The organism is Actinomadura rubteroloni (assembly GCF_002911665.1).
GTDB classification, from domain to species: Bacteria; Actinomycetota; Actinomycetes; order Streptosporangiales; family Streptosporangiaceae; genus Spirillospora; species Spirillospora rubteroloni.
The window spans coordinates 727,706-745,556 of the sequence record NZ_MTBP01000001.1 but is presented as its reverse complement, the minus strand read 5'-3'; the positions used below and the strand labels follow the sequence as shown (position 1 = coordinate 745,556).

At 70.7% G+C, this 17,851-nt stretch carries 18 protein-coding genes and 1 tRNA gene; 6 read left to right on the top strand and 13 right to left on the bottom strand.

The genetic code is table 11. The features are described 5' to 3' along the window. Positions 1-92: 92 nt before the first annotated feature. A complete protein-coding gene (locus tag BTM25_RS30855) occupies positions 93-350 on the bottom strand; it encodes a cell division protein CrgA (RefSeq protein ID WP_103561288.1) in 258 nt (85 codons plus the stop codon). A gap of 171 nt (positions 351-521) precedes the next feature. Here BTM25_RS30855 and BTM25_RS03445 point away from each other — a divergent pair, with 171 nt between their 5' ends. From BTM25_RS03445 to BTM25_RS03440, 3 genes are read left to right on the top strand one after another with little or no spacing between them, the layout of a single operon-like run. Next, the gene (locus tag BTM25_RS03445) at positions 522-1,148 is read left to right on the top strand and encodes a class E sortase (RefSeq protein ID WP_235828178.1); all 627 of its coding nucleotides are present in this window, start codon (positions 522-524) and stop codon (positions 1,146-1,148) included. A gap of 10 nt (positions 1,149-1,158) precedes the next feature. Beyond that, entirely contained in the window at positions 1,159-1,335 is a 177-nt protein-coding gene (locus BTM25_RS29435; RefSeq protein ID WP_168211989.1) for a hypothetical protein, read from the top strand. 34 nt (positions 1,336-1,369) lie between these two features. Next, positions 1,370-1,984, top strand: coding sequence for an anthranilate synthase component II (locus tag BTM25_RS03440; RefSeq protein WP_103561287.1), 615 nt, complete (start codon positions 1,370-1,372; stop codon positions 1,982-1,984). A gap of 216 nt (positions 1,985-2,200) precedes the next feature. Here BTM25_RS03440 and pknB read toward each other — a convergent pair whose 3' ends face one another. The 6 genes from pknB to BTM25_RS03410 all read right to left on the bottom strand — a co-directional run bounded on the left by pknB (position 2,201) and on the right by BTM25_RS03410 (position 10,286). Beyond that, positions 2,201-4,021, bottom strand: a complete 1,821-nt coding sequence (gene pknB, locus BTM25_RS03435; protein WP_103561286.1) for a Stk1 family PASTA domain-containing Ser/Thr kinase — start codon at positions 4,019-4,021, stop codon at positions 2,201-2,203. Positions 4,022-4,375: 354 nt separating this feature from the next. Further along, on the bottom strand, positions 4,376-5,845 hold the full coding sequence (locus BTM25_RS03430; protein ID WP_235828344.1) for a penicillin-binding transpeptidase domain-containing protein: 1,470 nt from the start codon (positions 5,843-5,845) through the stop codon (positions 4,376-4,378). A gap of 40 nt (positions 5,846-5,885) precedes the next feature. Next, entirely contained in the window at positions 5,886-7,472 is a 1,587-nt protein-coding gene (locus BTM25_RS03425; RefSeq protein WP_103562722.1) for an FtsW/RodA/SpoVE family cell cycle protein, read from the bottom strand. Between the two features lie 2 nt (positions 7,473-7,474). Continuing rightward, positions 7,475-9,022 (bottom strand): Stp1/IreP family PP2C-type Ser/Thr phosphatase, encoded by a 1,548-nt coding sequence (locus BTM25_RS03420; protein ID WP_103561285.1) that lies wholly within the window; start codon positions 9,020-9,022, stop codon positions 7,475-7,477. Next, positions 9,019-9,519, bottom strand: a complete 501-nt coding sequence (locus BTM25_RS03415) for an FHA domain-containing protein FhaB/FipA (RefSeq protein WP_103561284.1) — start codon at positions 9,517-9,519, stop codon at positions 9,019-9,021. The genes BTM25_RS03420 and BTM25_RS03415 overlap by 4 nt, the downstream gene beginning before the upstream one ends. An 11-nt stretch (positions 9,520-9,530) precedes the next feature. After that, the gene (locus tag BTM25_RS03410) at positions 9,531-10,286 is read right to left on the bottom strand and encodes an FhaA domain-containing protein (protein WP_103561283.1); all 756 of its coding nucleotides are present in this window, start codon (positions 10,284-10,286) and stop codon (positions 9,531-9,533) included. 128 nt (positions 10,287-10,414) lie between these two features. Here BTM25_RS03410 and BTM25_RS03405 point away from each other — a divergent pair. Further along, positions 10,415-10,497: transfer RNA gene (locus BTM25_RS03405), tRNA-Leu, on the top strand. 192 nt (positions 10,498-10,689) lie between these two features. Here the strand turns inward: BTM25_RS03405 and BTM25_RS03400 are convergent. The 4 genes from BTM25_RS03400 to BTM25_RS03385 all read right to left on the bottom strand — a co-directional run bounded on the left by BTM25_RS03400 (position 10,690) and on the right by BTM25_RS03385 (position 15,120). Next, positions 10,690-11,640: an esterase/lipase family protein gene (locus BTM25_RS03400; protein ID WP_103561282.1), complete on the bottom strand. Its 951-nt coding sequence runs from the start codon at positions 11,638-11,640 to the stop codon at positions 10,690-10,692. Positions 11,641-11,735: 95 nt separating this feature from the next. Continuing rightward, positions 11,736-12,614, bottom strand: coding sequence for a 4-hydroxy-tetrahydrodipicolinate synthase (gene dapA / locus BTM25_RS03395; RefSeq protein WP_103561281.1), 879 nt, complete (start codon positions 12,612-12,614; stop codon positions 11,736-11,738). Positions 12,615-12,655: 41 nt separating this feature from the next. Continuing rightward, a complete protein-coding gene (locus BTM25_RS03390; RefSeq protein WP_235828169.1) occupies positions 12,656-14,440 on the bottom strand; it encodes a sensor histidine kinase in 1,785 nt (594 codons plus the stop codon). Then, entirely contained in the window at positions 14,437-15,120 is a 684-nt protein-coding gene (locus tag BTM25_RS03385; protein ID WP_103561279.1) for a response regulator transcription factor, read from the bottom strand. Before BTM25_RS03385 ends, BTM25_RS03390 begins: the two co-directional genes overlap by 4 nt. A 117-nt stretch (positions 15,121-15,237) precedes the next feature. On the opposite strand from BTM25_RS03385, the gene BTM25_RS03380 reads away from it, so the two are divergent. Both BTM25_RS03380 and BTM25_RS03375 read left to right on the top strand, forming a co-directional pair. After that, a complete protein-coding gene (locus tag BTM25_RS03380) occupies positions 15,238-15,966 on the top strand; it encodes a L,D-transpeptidase (protein WP_103561278.1) in 729 nt (242 codons plus the stop codon). A 14-nt stretch (positions 15,967-15,980) separates the two neighbouring features. After that, positions 15,981-16,295 (top strand): hypothetical protein, encoded by a 315-nt coding sequence (locus tag BTM25_RS03375; protein ID WP_103561277.1) that lies wholly within the window; start codon positions 15,981-15,983, stop codon positions 16,293-16,295. Between the two features lie 397 nt (positions 16,296-16,692). On the opposite strand, the gene BTM25_RS03370 is transcribed toward BTM25_RS03375, so the two are convergent. Continuing rightward, positions 16,693-17,607 carry an AraC family transcriptional regulator gene (locus BTM25_RS03370; protein ID WP_103561276.1) on the bottom strand — a complete coding sequence of 305 codons (915 nt, stop codon included), beginning with the start codon at positions 17,605-17,607 and terminating at the stop codon, positions 16,693-16,695. Continuing rightward, positions 17,564-17,785, bottom strand: coding sequence for a hypothetical protein (locus BTM25_RS03365; RefSeq protein ID WP_103561275.1), 222 nt, complete (start codon positions 17,783-17,785; stop codon positions 17,564-17,566). Before BTM25_RS03365 ends, BTM25_RS03370 begins: the two co-directional genes overlap by 44 nt. Positions 17,786-17,851: the final 66 nt, after the last annotated feature.

Below are 17,851 nucleotides of genomic sequence, written 5' to 3'. Positions count from 1 at the left end.
AAGGCGGCGTCCGTTCTGTGGAAAACCCGGCGGACGATCCCCAGCCTGTGGATAACTTCCGTGGATTCGTCCGGTCTGAAACGGGGTAAGGCTCAACGCCAGCGCGTCGCCGCCACCAGCCCCAGGATGATCAACGCGAACCCGATGCCCAGGTTCCAGTTGTGCAGGCCGCTCATCACCGGCACGTCCGTACCGGTGCTGGCCGTCACGTAGAACACCGCGATCCACAGCAGCCCGACCAGCCACAACGTGACCATCAGCGGCGCGAGCCAGCGTGGGCTGACCTCGGGGGCCTTGGACTTCTGCGGCGGCGTGTAGACGGCCTTCTTGCGCACTTTCGACTTGGCCACGGCGAGATCGGTCTCCTCGGGGCGGCCCGGAACGCCGGTCCGCGACGGTGATTGGTGTCGGTAAGCGTAGTCGCTGGTAGGCAGCGTACGGCGTTCGGAGCGGGTAAGCACCACCGCGTCCGCGCCAATACGCTGATCACCGGGCACGGCCATGAGGAAGGACGGGCAGCGGTGCGGGTGGTCATCCGGGGGATGGGCGAGCTGTGCGTCACCGCCGGTCTCGTCCTGCTGCTGTTCTTCGCCTACGAGCTGTGGGGCACCGGCGCCTACACCGCCGGGCAGCAGCACAAGCTCGACGCGGCGATGCGCAAGTCCTGGACGAACACCAGGGTCACGACCGAGAAGGTCCGGCTCGGGACGGGCGTCGCGCTCCTGCGGATCCCCCGGTTCGGGAAGAGCTACCACTATGTCGTCATCGAGGGCGTCAGCCGCGCCGACCTGCGCAAAGGCCCCGGCCACTACCCCGGGACGGCCCTGCCCGGACGCGTCGGCAACTTCGTCGTCTCCGGCCACCGCACGACCTACTCGGCGCCGTTCAACCGCGCCGCCGAACTGCGGCCCGGCGACAAGATCCTCGTGGACACCCGGGACGGGCAGTACACCTACACCGTCACCGGGCTCAAGATCGTCAAGCCGACCGAGGTGGACGTGACCGCGCCCGTCCCCCTCCACCCCGGCCGCCGCCCCACCGAGCGGCTGATCACGCTCACGACCTGCCACCCCAAGTACTCCGCCGCGCGCCGGCTGATCGTCTTCGGCCGGCTCACCGCGACCGTCCCGCGCGCCGCCGCACGCTGAAGGAGGCCCCGTGTACCTGTGGATCTGGCGACGGCTGCCGGACGACCCGCGCGTCAGGCTCCTGATCGTCGCGGTGGCCGTCCTGGTGGCGGGCCTGGTGCTCTGGTACGTCGTGTTCCCGTGGCTGGAGCCCAAGACCCAGTTCGACCACGGCGTGATGGACGGGACGCCGTCGCCCCACCGGTGACCGATTTCGGACGAATTCCGGGCACAATGTCCGGATGCGCGTCCTCGTCGTGGACAACCACGACAGCTTCGTCTTCACGATCGTCCAGTACCTGCGGGAGCTGGGCGCGACGTGCGACGTCCGCAGCCGCACCGAGGCCGCCGTCGCCGACGCCGCCGGGGCGGACGGCGTCCTGCTCAGCCCCGGCCCCGGCCATCCCGCCGACGCGGGCGTGTGCCTCGACCTGGTCGACGACGCCGTCCGGACGGGCCGGCCGCTGCTCGGCGTCTGCCTCGGCCACCAGGTCGTCGCGCACGCGTTCGGCGCGACGGTCGGGCACGCGCCGGAGGTCGTCCACGGGTACACGAGCGCCGTCCGGCACGACGGCGACGGAGTGTTCCATGACATTCCGGACGGGTTCGCGGCCATGCGGTACCACTCCCTGGCCGTCGTCCCCGGCACGGTCGCGGACCCGCTGACGATCACGGCCCGGACGGACGACGGCGTGGTCATGGGCGTCCGGCACCGGGACCGTCCGATCGAGGGCGTCCAGTTCCACCCCGAGTCCGTTCTGTCCGCACACGGGCACCGGCTCCTCGGAAACTGGCTCCTGACCTGTGCGAACACCCCCGTCCCACGGCATTCCGGGAATTACACCGGAAACGTGTAACACACGGACGGATCCCACCGAAGACCAGAGCGAGGGCTTCCGCCATTGCCCCCGAGTGGCGGAGGCCCTCTGCCAATTCTCGTCGGCGGCCCGAACTCCGCGGCCCCGCCCGTCGTCTCAGACGGTGGGGAGCCCGGGGGTGGGACTCCCCGGCGCAAGGACGAAGGCCCGGCCCCCCTCCCCGGGGGCCGGGCCTTCACCGTTTCCGCGAGCCCGCTAGTGCGGCCAGTTGAACCCGCCGCCGTTCCCGTTGCCGTTGCCGTCCCCCGGCGGGGTCGGCGAGGTGGGCTGCTGGGTCTGCTTGGGCACGACCATGATCGTCACCGACTCGCCCGGCGTGGCCTTCGACCCGGCGGGCGAGTTCTGCTGCCACACCCACCCGGCCTGCGTCGTGTTGCCGAGCGGCGGCGCGGCCTCCTGGATGTCGCACTTGAGGCCGAGCACCTTGAGCTGCGTGCAGGCCGTCTTCGCGCTCCGGTTCGTCAGATCCGGGATGGTGACCAGGTTCGCGCCCGACGACACGTACATCGTCACCGTCGAGTTCTTCTTCGCCTTCGAGCCGCCCGACGGGTCCGTCCGGATGACGTTGCCCTGCTGGACGCTGTTGGACTTCTCCTGCTTGATCTCGACGTTGAACCCGGCGCCTTCGAGCTGCTGCTGCGCGTCCGCCGACGGGTCGCCCCGGACGTTCGGGACCTCGACCTCCTCGGGCGGCTTGGGCCCGCGCGAGATCGTCAGCGTCACCTCGGAGTTCTTCTCGACCTGGTTCTCGGCCGGCGGGTCGCTCTCGATGACCTTGTTCTTGCCGACGTCGTCGTTGTACTCCCGCTTGATCTCGGGATTGACGCGCAGGCCCGCCTTCTCGATCGCCGCCTTCGCGTCCGTCAGCGACATGTCCGCGACGGCCGGGACCGCGACCTTCGGCGGCGCCTTGTCACCGCCGTTGGACAGGATCAGCCCGAGCACCGCCGCGCCCGCGATCACCAGCACGGCCACCGCGATCCAGATCGCGGCCTTCTTGCCGCCCCCGCCGCGCTCCGGCTCGTCGTCGTAGTGGACGGGCGGCAGATCGTCGTAGCCGTTGCGGACGGGACGCTGCATCTGCGTCCGTCCCGGCCCGCCCGGCACGCCGCCCATGACCTGCGTCGCCGGCGGCCCGCCCATCATCATCGTGGACGCGGCCGTGGACGCGACCGGCTGCCCGTGCAGGACCCGCTGGATCTCCTGCCGGAACTCCGTCGCGTTCTGGTACCGGTGGTCGGCGTTCTTCGCCATCGCCTTGAGGACGATCGCGTCCGCCCACTGCGGGATGTCCGGATCGACCTGCGACGGCGGGACCGGCTCCTCCCGGACGTGCTGGTAGGCGATCGCGACCGGCGAGTCCCCGGTGAACGGCGGACGCCCCGTCAGCAGCTCGTAGAGGACGCACCCCGTCGAGTAGATGTCGCTGCGGGTGTCGACCCGCTCGCCCCGCGCCTGCTCCGGCGACAGGTACTGCGCGGTGCCGATGACCTGCGCCGTCTGCGTCATGGTCGCCGCCGAGTCGGCCATCGCCCGCGCGATGCCGAAGTCCATGACCTTGACCTCGTGGTTGCGGGTCAGCATCACGTTCGCCGGCTTGATGTCGCGGTGGACGATCCCGCCCCGGTGGCTGTAGTCCAGCGCCCGCAGGATCCCGTCGGTGATCTCCAGCGCCTTCTCCGGCCGCAGCGCGCGGTTCTCCCGCAGGAGATCGCGCAGCGTGCTGCCGTCCACGTACTCCATCACGATGTACGGGATCGAGTTGTCGCCGATCATGTCCTCGCCGGTGTCGTACACGGCGATGACGGACGGGTGGTTCAGCGACGCGGCCGACTGGGCCTCGCGCCGGAACCGCTCCTGGAACGTCGGGTCGCGGGCGAGGTCTGACCGCAGGGTCTTGACCGCGACCACCCGGTCGAGGCGCAGGTCGCGGGCACGGTACACCTCGGCCATGCCACCGCGTCCGATGACGGTGTCGAGCTCGTACCGGCCGCCGAGCAGCCGAGGTTGACTCATATCCGTACTTTCCCTCGTACCTCTACGCCTGGTCCTCCGAACCTAGCTCCTCGACCGATGCGGGCGGGGGAGACGGGCTCTGAGTTGACGGAGTCGTGGTCGTCTCCGTCACGGTGGTCGGCCCCGGCCGGGGCGGCAAGGGTCGTCGAGATGTCATCGCCGCCGCGGTCACGGGCGTTGCCGTGGCGGACGGGAGAGCCGGTGCGCGCAGGCACCGAATCGGCCCGGTGGTCGGGCGGTGAGCGCTGGACGCCGGGCCTCTTCGCCCGGTCGCCGTTCTCCGCAGGAGGGTAGCCGGTGAGCGCGGTCCATCAAAAACCGGTGCGTCGAGGACCGGCCGGGCGCCGTCGCCGGTCACTTCCGCCGCACCTGCGCCATGATCGACGCGGCGATGGGCCCGGCGCCGGACGCGCCGTCGCCCGATCCCTCGGTCACGACCGCGAACGCGTACCGGGGGTTCTGGATCGGGCTGAACCCGACGAACCACCGCGCGTTCGGGAGGCCGGCGCCCTGCTCGGCGGTGCCGGTCTTGCCGGCGATGTTCTGGCCGATGAGGTTCTTGGCGGTGCCCTCGTTGACGACGGCGCGCATCATGTCCCGGAGCTGGCTCGCCGACCCGGACTTCATCGCCTCGGAGAACACCTTCGGGTCGACCTCGTACAGCGTCTTCTGGTCCTTGGTCGTGACCTTCTGGACGAGATACGGCTGCATGATCTTGCCGTCGTTGGCGACGGCCGCCGCGACCATCGCCATCTGGAGCGGCGTGGCCCGGACGTTCTCCTGCCCGATGCCCGACCGCGCGGTGCCGTCCCGGCCCGTCGTGACCTTGTTGCCGTTGGCGTCCACGTACGACAGCGGGACGTCGCTCTCGGCGGGCTTGACCAGCGGCTCGATCGACCAGTGCCGGTTGAAGCCGAACTTGCTGGACTCGTCGTGCAGCTTCTGGATGCCCGCGTCCAGCGCGATCCGCGCGAACGAGGTGTTGCAGGACTCGGCGAACGCGCCGAGCAGCGGCGCCGACCCCGCGCAGCTCCCGCCGTCGTGGGAGTTCGGCAGCGGGTTGCCCGACTCGGGCAGGATCAGCGGCCCGGTGTTCACCGTGGACGAGCTGGACATTCCCAGCTCGTCCAGCGCCATCGCCGCGACGACCGCCTTGAACGACGAGCCCGGCGGGAACGTCTGGCTCATGCCGTTGTCGATCAACGGCTGGATGACGCCGCGCTGCCCGTCGAGCTGCTCCAGGACCTTGACGCCCTTCTCGCCCGTCTGCGGCGCGACGAGGTTCGGGTCGAACGACGACGAGGAGGACAGCACCTTCACCGCGCCGGTCTTGATGTCGATCACGGCGGCGCCCGCCCGGCGGGTCGTCCCGTTCCGCAGGAGCTGGTAGGCCTTGCGCTGCGCGTCCGGGTCCAGCGCCAGCTCGACGTTCGCGCCCTCGGCCTTCTTGCCGATGAAGGTGTCGAACCAGCGCTGGTGCGTGATGCGCTTGTCCGTCCCGCCGAGCAGCGAGTTGTAGGCCAGCTCGACCTTGGACGCGCCGCCGTTGAAGTACCCGGTGACCGGGGAGAACACCAGGCCGTCCTTGTAGGTGCGGCCGTACTTGGGGTTGTCCTTGCCGGTCAGCGACGACGACGCCAGCACCTCGCCGCCCGCGGTGATCTGCCCGCGCGGGCTGTTGAAGACGTTCTGGTACTGCCGCGCGTTGTTCGGGTCGTTGCGCAGGCTCTCGGCCTCTGACCCCTGGACATAGTTGACCTGGATCATGAGCCCGAAGAACAGCAGCATTCCGAAGATCGCCACACGGCGGATCGGCTTGTCCATGTTCACGGGGCGCACCGCCGCGTCGTCGGGGGGAGGAAGGTCACCGGGTGCTCACGATCTGGGTCATGCCCTCGTCCTGGATGGACTGCGGCGCGGGCTTGCGCGCGTCGTGGCTCATCCGGACGAGGATCGCGATCAGAATCCAGTTCGCCATGAGCGACGAACCGCCCTGCGAGAGGAACGGGGTGGTCAGACCGGTCAGCGGGATCAGCTTGGTGACGCCGCCGACGATCACGAAGACCTGGAGCGCCACCACGAACGACACGCCGCCCGCGAACAGCTTCAGGAACGGATCTCGCGCGGCCACGGCCGTCTTCATCCCGCGCTGGACGATCAGCGCGTAGATCAGCAGCAGCGCCATGAGCCCGGTGAGGCCCAGCTCCTCGCCCATCGAGTCGAAGATGAAGTCGCTGAAGGACAGCGGCGTCTGCCACGGCTGGCCCTGGCCGAGGCCCGTCCCGAGGACGCCGCCCTCGCCGAGCGCGAACATGCCCTTCAGGAGCTGCGCGCTGTCGGAGTACTCGCCGCCGAGCTTGATGCAGGCCGACTGCCCGGGGAAGGCCGAGCCCGCCGCCTTCGCCGCCTTGAACAGGTCGGTGTTGGGGTTGACCGGGACGACCTTGCCGCTGTCCAGCAGGCACCCGCCGTCGTAGTACGGCGTGGGGTTCTGCCAGATGTCGATGCGCTGGTTGACGTGGCCCATGAACGGGAGCTGCGTCGCGACGAACACGCCCACCGCGAGCAGCCCGAGACCGATCACGACCCACGACACCCGCTGCGTCGCGATGTACAGCATCGAGACGAACAGGCCGAAGTAGAGCAGGGCCGTCCCGAGGTCCTTCTGCATGAACAGGACGCCGAGCGAGAAGAACCAGATCACGAGGATCGGGCCGAGGTCGCGGGCGCGCGGCAGGCTCAGCGGGCCGACCTTCTTGCCGATCAGCGACATCGCCTGCCGCTTGTTCACCAGATATCCGGCGAAGAAGACGACCAGGAACAGCTTCGCGAACTCGCCCGGCTGCACCGAGAACGGCCCGATGTGGATCCACACCCGCGCGCCGTTGATGGACGCGCCGATGCCCGGCACGATCGGCAGCAGCAGCAGCACGATCGCCGTCAGGCCGATGAGGTAGGTGTAGCGCTGCGCGGTCTTCGGGGTGAAGGACAGCGGGGCGTCCGGGCGTGTCGTGTCCCGCATGATCATGATGGCGGCGACGAACAGCGCGATGCCGACGAACGTCCACATGAGCTGGCCCGGGACGTCGGCCGCGTCTTTCAAGAAGTGCTTGCCGGCCATCTCGGCGACCTTGCGGTCCCGGCTGGTGTCCAGGTCCAGCCGGTAGATCATCGCCAGGCCGAGCCCGTTCAGCGCCACCGCCAACGGCAGCAGCAGCGGGTCGGCGTACGGCGCGTACTTGAGCTGGACGACGTACGCCACGACCGCCAGCACGACCAGCCCGCCGCCGTACACGAACAGGCCGCTCGGGATCGTGCCGTCCCGGGCGAGCCCGACCTCGGCGAACGCCGACAGCGTCAGGATCATCGCGAACGCCAGCAGCGCCAGGGACGCGGCGTTGCGGCGCTGGTAGGGGATCCGCGCCCGGATCTGCTCCCCGAGGGACGTCATCGTCATCGGTGGCCTTCCCCACCGGGGCAGTTCTTGATCGTCGCGGCGGCGGAGCGGCACTGGTCGCGGTGCTCGGTCAGCTCGGCGAGCTTCTGCTCGGCCTGCTGACGGCTCGGGAACGCCAGCGCCCCGGACCGGACCTTCGCCGCGTCGTCGGTCGGCAGCTCGGCGATCGCCACCTGACTCCCCGCGACCTTGCTCTCCTTGCAGTTCTGCTGCTTGCGGCCCCGGACGATCTCCAGCTTCCCGCCGCTCTCCACGACCGCGTGCCGGCACACCTGGGCGCGCAGGTCGTCCACCGCGCCCGGCCCCTTGACCTCGTACTTCGCGCGGACGGCGACCTGCCGGTCCTGCGGGAGGTCGGCGACCGTGATCGGCGGGTTCGGCTGGTTCTTCGCGCGCCGCGACAACGACAGGCCCGGCACCTTCTGCGTCGTCCCCCGGTACAGGACGACCGTGCCGTTCTCCTGGCCGATGTAATAACCGCTGCGGACGTTCTGCAGCACCACGAACGCCACGGCCCCGATCCCGACGACGGCCACGCCCGCGACGACGATCAGCCACGTCCAGCGGCGCATCCCGCCGCCGCGCGTCCGCCGGGGCGCCGGGTCGGGCCGGGTCACGCCCGGGTTCATCTGCGGCGGCGCGGCGGCCTGCGGCGGCGGCATCTCGTCCACCGCGACCGGCGGCTGCGGCATCGTGTCGCGGAGCTGCGCGGCCCGGCGCGCCGGCGTGTCCTGCCCCGGGCTCCCGCCCGCCGGATCCGGCGGGGACGCCGACGCCGCCGCGCCCACCGCGTGCCCCTGGCCCGGCCGCGGCGGCGGCCCGCCGAGTTCGACGACGTCCGCGACGACGCACGTGATGTTGTCCGGGCCGCCGCCCCGGTTCGCCAGGTCGATGAGCTGCCGGACGGCCTGCTCCGGCTCGCCCGTGTCCGTCAGCACCTGGAAGATCGTCTCGGCGGTGACCACGCCGGACAGGCCGTCGGAGCACAGCAGGTACCGGTCGCCGACCTTCGCGTCGCGCAGCGACAGGTCCGGGTCGACCTCGCCGCGTCCGTCCAGCGCCCGCAGCAGCAGCGACCGCTGCGGATGCGACGCCGCCTCGTCCGGGCTGATCCGGCCCTCGTCCACCAGCGACTGGACGAGCGTGTGGTCGTGCGTGATCTGGTACAGGCTGCCGTCGCGCAGCAGATACGCGCGCGAGTCGCCGATGTGGACCAGCGCGACCTGGTCCCCCGCCCACAGCATCGCCGTGAGCGTCGTCCCCATGCCCTGCAACGACGGATCGGACTCCACGATCCGGTGCAGGTTGTCGTTCGCCGTCCGGACGGTGTTCTCCAGCGCCGCCAGCAGCTCCGGCGCCGGCAGCTCCGTGTCCAGCTTGCGCAGCTCCTCGATCGCCGCCGCGCTCGCGATCTCCCCGCCGACGTGGCCGCCCATCCCGTCGGCCACGGCCAGCAGATAGGACCCCGCGTACGCCGAGTCCTCGTTGCCCTCGCGCAGCATCCCGACGTCGGAGCGCGCGGCGTACCGGATCCCGAGCGTCATTTGCGCAGCTCGATCACGGTCTTGCCGATACGGACGGGCACCCCCGGCGGGATCGGCATCGGCCGCGTCACCTTCGTGCGGCCGAGGTACGTCCCGTTGGTCGAACCGAGATCTTCCACGATCCACTGACCGTTCTGCGCGTAAATGCGGGCATGTCGGCTCGAAGCGTAGTCGTCGGTCAGCACCAGCGTCGCGTCATGCGCGCGGCCGATCGTGACCGGAACGTCGGTCAGGTCGATGACGGTGCCCGCCCGCTCCCCCTGCACCACGACCAGCTTGGTCGGCGCGTTCCCGCCCGTGGCGCCGCGCGGCGCCCGGGGGGCCTTGGGGGCGCGCGGCGCCTTCTGCGGCCGTGGCGCGGCTGCCCGCTCGGCCGCTCGCGCGGCGGCCTTCGAGCCGAACAGGTCGGCGCGGATCACTCCGACGGCCGCGATGACGAACAGCCAGAGCACCGCGAGGAACGCCAGCTTGATCAGCGTGAGAGTGAATTCGGACATCGGAGTGGGGGTTACTCCCTATCGCGGCGGAACACCAAGGTCGTCCGGCCCATCGTGACGCGGGAACCGTCGACGAGCGTCACCCGCCGGATCGGTTGACCGTTCACGAACGAACCGTTGGTCGACCCTAGATCCACGAGGACGACTTCGTGACCTTCTACACGGATCTCGGCATGATGCCGTGATACGCCCGGATCGACCAGTCTCAGATCGCAGTCCGTCCCCCGGCCGAGCAGGGTCACCGGAGTGGCGATCTCATACGTGCGCTGCGTGGCGTCCGAGCCCTCCACGGCCGTCGTCACCAGCAACCGCGGGTGCCCGCCGAACGCGCCCCCGCGGCCCCCCTGCGGAATGTCGCTCACCGGACGGCGGATCTCCCCGCCCTCCACCGTCGAACCCCGGATCACGCCCGACCGGATCCGGAACATGCCCGTGGCGAGGTCGCCCGCGTTCTCGAACCTGACCCGCACCGGCCCGACGAACGAGTAGCCCTGCTCCTTGGCGTACTCGCGCGCCAGATTCGCCAGCTCCTGGCTCAGGCTGTCGGCGTACACCTGGAGGCGCTGCCCGTCCTGCTGGGAGATCTCCACGACGAAGTCGTTGGGCACCAGCGTGCGGCCCTGCGCCACGATCGCGGCCCGATCGTCCATCTCGCGCTGCACAGCGCTGGCCACCTCGACCGGCTGCAGCTCCGACTTGAAGGCACGAGCGAAGGCCCCTTCGACCATGCCCTCCAGCCGTCGCTCGAAGCGCTGAATGACGCCCACGGGCACCTCCCTTCCCCACTGGTAGACGATCGTATAGGTGCAAAGGTTCTCCCGAAGTACATGGATACCTATCCACTGTCCGCTGCGTGCTAGTCTCTTCGAGCACCCCGGCGACGGGGCGGTCACTCGGGCGAGTGGCGGAACGGCAGACGCGCACGGTTCAGGTCCGTGTGTCCGAAAGGATGTGAGGGTTCAAATCCCTCCTCGCCCACGCGAGTTGGGTTGTGCTGGTCGGTGCGGCTTCGCCGCACCTTCCCTCTCGGCCCGCGTCGATCTTATCGGGGGGACGACCCCCCGAACCCCCCCGATGTGGGGGCTCCGCCCCCACGCCCCCCCCTTGGGCCGGGGGTTTCTTTGTTTCTTCTTGCCCACGGCTCCTTCTGGAGCCGTGGGCGTTTTCGTGTCAGACGTTCGGGCCGTAGTTCTTGCACTCCGGTTTGAAGTTCGGCGATTTCGGGCCCAGTTCGTTGAGGATGAGTTGCATGATCGGGCCGTCGAAGGACATTCCGGAGTGGCTCACCGGGTCGTCCGGGCACAGGTCCTGGAGCAGGATGTTCGTCGTGTCGCCGCCCTGGAGGAACGAGTTCGTCAGCGGGGTGACCGTTGTGTCGTGCGTTGTCGCGATGGTCAGGTAGCGGACGCCCGGGACGGTGTCTCCGTCTGCGAACAGCGCGTTCTGGAAGTCCGAGCCGTCTTCCTGCTGGGTGTGGGCCGGCGATCCGATGAAGGTGAGGAAGCCGTTCACCAGGCCTAGCACCTGGAGGGTCCTGCCCAGGTTGACCAGGCCGCCCATCGTCGTGCCGTGGTTGACCGGGGCCAGGCCGATCAGTGTTCTGACCTTGGCCTTCCCGCCTAGGCGCTTGATGTAGTAGTTCGGCATCATGCCGCCCTGCGATCCGCCGATCACGTCGACCTTTTGTGCGCCTGTGGACGTCAGGACCTTGTCCACGAACTTGCTCATGGTCTCGGCGGATTTCGCTATGTCGCCCAGGCCGTAGATGTGGCCGAAGCTGGAGTACGTCTCGCCGTAGTTGAAGCCGTAGACGCAGTAGCCGGCGTTGGCGAGGGTCGGGGCGATCATTGCTCCGGCCGAACCGAAGTTGGACGTCGTGCCGTGGACGATCACCACCGGGTTCGGGTGTTCCGCGGACGGGCGGCATGTCCAAATGTTGGCTCCTGCCACCGCGTCCGGGCTGAAGAAGAAGTTGCTGATCGCCGTTCCCAGGTCGCCCACTGGATAGGTCGTCTGGGTCTGCGTCTGCGCTTCGGCTTGTGGTGCCGTCGCCGTGGCGGTGGCCAGCGCTGCGCACGCCGCCGTCGCTCCTAGCGCGTGCCGGAATCGGGTTCTGCTCATGGGGCTCCCTGCCTGGGTGAGCGGTCGCTGAACAGTGGCGCGCCTCACTCAGACAAGCGTATCTATTTAGCCGTCGCCGCGGCCAGTGTCGTGGATCATCCGGGCAGGACGGCTGCGATCCGCTCCCTCTGTTCCGGTGTCGCCGGGGCGTTGGGCAGGCGTGGGTCTCCGACCGTCCGGCCCTGGAGTGCCAGTGCCGCCTTGGTGAAGGGGACGCCGCCCGTCTCGATGATCGTCCGGTAGAGCGGGACCAGTTCGTTGTGGGCTGTCCTCGCCATCGCCAGGTCGCCTCTGCCTACTGCGTTGACCAGTTCGGCGACCTTGTTCGGTGCGACGTGTGAGGCCACGCTGATGACGCCCGTCGCGCCGATCGCCAGCCAGGGCAGGTTCAGCGCGTCGTCGCCGCAGTAATAGGTCAGGCCCGTCTCCGCCATGACCGCGCTGCCGTGCAGCAGGTCGCCGCGCGCGTCCTTTACGCCGACGATCCTCGGGTGTTCGGCCAGCCGCCGGTAGGTGTCCCGCTCGATCGGGATGCCCGCGCGGATCGGGATGTCGTACAGCAGGACGGGCAGGTCGGTCGCGTCCGCCACCGCTGTGAAATGTGCTGCCAGGCCCTCTTGCGACGGCCTTGAGTAGTACGGCGTCACGACTAGCAGGGCGTGTGCGCCCGCCTTTTCCGCCTGCTGTGCCATCTCGATCGTGTGGTGGGTGTCGTAGGTGCCGACTCCTGCCGTCACCTTCGCGCGGTCGCCTACCGCTTCGAGCACCGCGCGCAGCAGGTCGGTCTTCTCCGCGTCGGACGTGACGGGCGATTCGCCGGTCGTCCCGCTCAGCACGATTCCGTCCGTGCCCTGGTCCACCAGGTGGGCCGCCAGGGACGCTGCCGCGTCCGGGTCCAGGTCGCCTGCGGGGGTGAACGGGGTGATCATCGCGGTCGCGGTCGTGCCCGCCGGGCGCTCGTTGTCCTGCGTCATGGGGGGACCGTACGCCCGGCGGCCTTTGGTACGCCCCTGGTTTATCCGGCGGGCAGACGCAGGGTGAACGTCGTTCCTTCGCCCGGTTCGCTCGTCGCCGTGGCCGTGCCTCCTTGTGCCTCGGTGAGCGTTCGGACGATCGCCAGGCCCAGGCCGCTGCCGCCCGTTCGCCTGTTCCTCGACTTGTCGGCGCGCCAGAAGCGGTCGAACACGTGCGGCAGCGCTTCCGCGTCGATGCCCGTGCCGGTGTCGGCCACCTCGATGAGCACGGTGCCGTCCGCCGCGTGGGCGCGCAGTTCCACGGCTCCGCCGCGCGGGGTGTAGCGCAGCGCGTTCGCCGTCAGGTTGCCGACGGCCTGGCGCAGCCGCACCGGGTCGGCGAGCACGTCGATGTCGTCGGCCCGCACGGTCAGTCGCAGTCCCGCCGCCTCCGCCTGCGCCCGGTGCGCCGTCGCCGTCTGGTCGAGCAGGTCGGCGACCGGGACGGGTTCGGGGCGCAGCCGCAGCCGTCCCGCGTCGGCCAGGGCCAACTGCTGGAGGTCGTCCACGATGTGCTGGAGCAGCAGCATCTCCTCGATCAAGGACGCCACGAGTGCCGGGTCCAGCTCGGCCACGCCGTCGTGGACCGCCTCCAGCCAGCCGCGCACGTTGCTCAGCGGCGTGCGCAGCTCGTGGGACACGTCGCTGATCATCTCCTTGCGCTGGCGTTCGGCGCTCGCCAGGTGCTCGGACATGTCGTTGAACGCGGCGCCCAGCCTGCCGAGTTCGCCGTCGCCCGCGCGGACGCGTGCGGTCCGGTCGCCGTCGCGCATGCGCTGGGCGGCGGCGGTCAGCGCGTGGATCGGGCGGACGAGACGCGTCGCGAGGAACGCGCTCACCCCGACCGCCAGCGCCAGCACGATGCCCGTCGCGGCCACGATCCTGCTGACGCCGGCCGCCGTCAGCCGCACGCCGGGCGCCGCGCCGTCGCCCGCGTCGCCGATGAACAGCAGCGCGGCGGGCGCGACGAACGGCTTGAGCTGGGCACGGCGGGCGCCGGACACGCAGTCGGGGACGGGGTCGTCGGGCAGGACCCTGCCCAGGTAGTCCCAGGAGCCGTCCAGGTTCAGGGTGATCGGTCCTGATCCTGTTGGTTTCAGGCATTCGTTGACGCGCTCGTTGAGGCTCTGGAGCGCGGTCATCTCGTCCCGCGTCGTGCCGGGGTCCCGCAGCGGCGGGCAGTTGATCGTGGTCGGGACGGGCACCGGTGTCATCAGCCGGGGCGGTCCGGGGGCCTGTTCGTCGGGGGCCAGGGTCTGGACGGTCGGGCGTCCGCTCAGGCCGTAGACGATCCGGACGTCCTGGCCGTCGCGACGCAGGCACGCGGCGTGCTTCTCCGCGTCCTTCGTCAACTGTGCGCGTTCGGTTGTGGACACGCCGAAGGGTGCGACCGCGCGTTGGTCGATGCGGGTCCCCGACGCCCCGGACGACAGGGTCACGTCCACTCGGAGCGGATCCACCACCGCTGACGCCCGCACGGGGAGATGGGTGCCCGGCCTCGCCGAGTCGGTGATCGGTTCCCGGTTCTCGGTGGTGAGGGCGATGCGTCGTCCGGTGGTGCGGGCCAGGTTCTGCACTGTGCCCGTCACACCGCTCCAGCTCGGGTGCGTGGCGGCATAACCGAGGAGCGTGTCATTGATGCGGGCGTCGTCGGAGAGCGTCCGGCCCTGCTGCTGGCGGATCGCCCCGGACGTGTTGCGCGTCGCCAGCCACGCCGTCGCGCCGATCGAGACCAGCGCCACCGAGACCGTCGCGAGCAGCATCCGCGCCAGCAGTCCGTGCCTCACGGCCGCGCCGCCATCTTGTAGCCGATGCCGAACACCGTGACCAGGCGTTCCGGACGGCGCGGGTCCTTCTCGATCTTCTTCCTGAGGTTCTTCACATGGACGTCGATGGTCCTGAGCGAGACATAGCCGCCGAAACCGTGCAGACGTTCGAGGACCTGCTCACGGGTGAAGACGCGGTCCGGCTCGGCGGCGAGGGCCTCCAGGATGCGGAACTCGGCGGGGGTGCAGTCGATCTCCCGGCCGTCCGCCCGGACGGTGTGCTTCCCCGGATCCACCACCAGACCGCCGACCTCCAGCACCGTCGGGGCCGGCGTCTTCGCGGCGCGGCGCAGCAGGACGCGGATGCGCGCCATCAGCTCGCGCGGGCTGTACGGCTTGGTCATGTAGTCGTCGGCGCCGAGGTCCAGGCCGAGCAGCAGGTCGTCCTCGGTGGCGCGGGCGGTCAGCATCAGCACCGGGACGTCGGACTCGGCGCGCAGCACGCGGCACACGTCCAGGCCGTCCACGCGGGGGAGCATGACGTCGAGCACGAGCAGGTCGGGACGGGAGCGGCGGGCCTCGTCGATCGCCGTCCGGCCGTCGTGGACGACCGTCGCCGCATGGCCCTCGCGGACGAGATAGCGGCGGATCAGCTCGGCCTGCTTGGGGTCGTCCTCCACCACGAGGACCGTTGCGCACACGTCCGATTTCTCCGGTTTCTGTCGGCTGGAGTGAGCGTATGTCCCCTGGTGCGCGGCACACGCGACCTTCACGGCGGCCCCACAGGATCTTCACATCCGTCCGCCAGCATCCCGGCCATGCCTTCGATCGGTGTCCGCACCGCCGCCGCGCTCGGCTGCGTCCTGGTGGCGGCGACCGCCTGCGGAACGGGACACGCCACCGCGCCCCGCCGCGTCGCGGCCTCGCCCTCCGGACCGGCGGCGTCGCCTTCGCAGGAGATCGCGACCGTGCGCGGCGCGCGGATCGACGTCTTCAGGACGCCCCGCGGGGGCGCGCCCTGGAAGACGCTGACCAGCCCGAACTCCTACGGCGCCCCACGCGTCTTCCGCGTGTCCGGCGTCCGGGACGGCTGGCTGGACGTCTACCTGCCGCTGCGCCCGAACGGCGTGCGCGGCTGGATCCGCGCGTCGGACGTCTCGCTCAGCCGGACGACGCTGCGGCTGTCGATCAGCGAACGCGCCCTGCGGTTCACCGTGCACGACGGCGACCGGGTGCTCCGGACGGGACCGGTCGCGACCGGCACCGGCGGCACACCCACCCCCACCGGGCGGTTCTTCGTCACCGAACTGGTCCAACCCGCCGACCCGGGCGGCCCGTACGGCGCGTACGCGTTCGGGCTCAGCGGCTACTCGCCGACGCTCACCCGGTTCGCCGGCGGCCCCGGCCAGATCGCGGTGCACGGGACGAACGCGCCCGGCCGTCTCGGCTCCCGGGCCAGCCACGGCTGCGTCCGGGTCGCCAACACCGATGTCACCTGGATGGCCCGGCACCTGCCGCTCGGCACACCCGTCGACATCCTTCCCTGAAAGAGGTCACTCCCATGCGCATCAGATCCCTCCTCGTCGGCGCCACCGTGATCGGCGGCGCCCTGCTCACCACGACCACGGCCGCCTTCGCCGCCGGGCCCAGCCCGCTCCCGCCCACCAAGGTCCCGGTGCCGACCCCCACCGCGTCCGCGCCCGCCCCGGCCCCGCCGACCACGGCCCCGACGCCCGTCCCCACGCGCCACCCCGGAAACTGCCTGCGCCCCGTGCCCCGCAAGCCGTCCGCGGCCCCGAGCCCGGCCGTCACCTTCTGCCCGCCCGTCGCCGCGCCCGCGCCCCCGCGCCCCGGGACCCCGACCTACACCGGCTGACCAAGGGTGGTGCGGCGCCCTTCACCGCCGCACCACCCCTCGACGCCCCACCGGCACGAGCAGCACGACTGCCCGCACACCGGCCCCGACCCCGCGTCCACCCGGCCGCGCAGCCACCCGCTGCGCGGCGCCGGTCTCCGACCCGCCCGCATGCCCCGCGTCCACCCGGACGCGCAGCCACCCGCTGCGCGGCGCCGGCCTCCGGCCCCGCCCGCATGGCCCCGAGTTCTCATTCGTCGCAGCATTGGCCGCGCGGAATCTGGTCTCGTCGGCGATCGGCTGGCCGGGGTGCGCCTGGCCACCTTCGCGGGCGATGAGTGAGGACGGCGTGACCTGCTGGTCGGGCGCGGGATTCTGTATGGCTCTACGGAGCGATGGGGGCAGCCTGCGGCGATGGTCAGGCGCAGGGCTGTTCTGGATGGGCTTTCGCTCTGTGGGCCGACGGGCAGGGGCGGGCGATGCCGGTGCGGTAGGCGCCGGGCGTCACGCCGAGCACCTTCCTGAACCAGCGCGTCAGGTGGGCCTGGTCGGCGAACCCCGCCTCGGCCGCCGCTTCGGCCGGACGGCGCCCCGCGTCGAGCAGGGTCCGGGCGCGTGCGACGCGGTGTTGCGCCAGCCACGCGTACGGCGGCATCCCCTTGGCTTCGCGGAACGCCCTGAGCACCTGGTAGCGGGAGAGGTCCAACTCGGCCGCCAGCGCCGCCAGCGTCGGCGGGGCGACCGGCTCGGCGGCGAGACGGTCGGCGACGGCTCGTGCGATCTTGGCCGAGCGCGTCGGGCCCGCGTCGTTCGCGGTCCGCGCGGCCGGGTCGGCGTGCCGTCCGACCAGCGCGTTGAGCATGGACAGCAGGTGATGCTCGGCCTCCAGCGGATCATCGCCCCGGCTCAGCGCGCGATGCGCTCGGCGGAGCGCCGCGTCCAAGCCCGGGTCGTCGAACACGCCCGCCCGGAAGTGCGGCGCGTGCCGCCGAGGCAGTGCCGCGTTCAGCAACGCGGCGTCGGGATAGAGCGCGACATAGCTGAAGCCGTCCAGGTCGGCCGGACCGCCGGTGTGCGCCTCGCCCGGCTCGATGACGATCACCGAGCCGACTCCGGAGAAGATCCGCTCTCCCCGATACCGCAAGACCTCGCGCCCCTCGACGCACACGCCGATCGCGTACTCGTCGTGGACGTGCGGCGCGTAGTGACGACGACCGATCCGCGCGGCGAGCAGGTCGAGCGGCGCACCCGCCGCGCCGAGCGGCGCGACGCGCGTCCAGACGGCCCGGTCAGGCCGGGAAGACGTGCCGGAGCCGCCAGTCACCGGCGTCACGCCCCAGTTCCACGATCGCGCGACCGTCCGCCCCGCTGACCCGGACCCGGTACACCCGCGCGCCGTACGACTTGAGAATCCCGTCGACGGTGTACCGGTCGCCCCGCCAGCGATACGCCGTGAGCCGCCCGGACGGATCGTGCTCGGCGATGACCGGCTCGTTCAGAAGCTGCCCCATGAGTCCGTGAGCCTAGCACCGAATCGAACATATGTTCGGCAAAGCCCGAGGTCACCGCCATGCCAC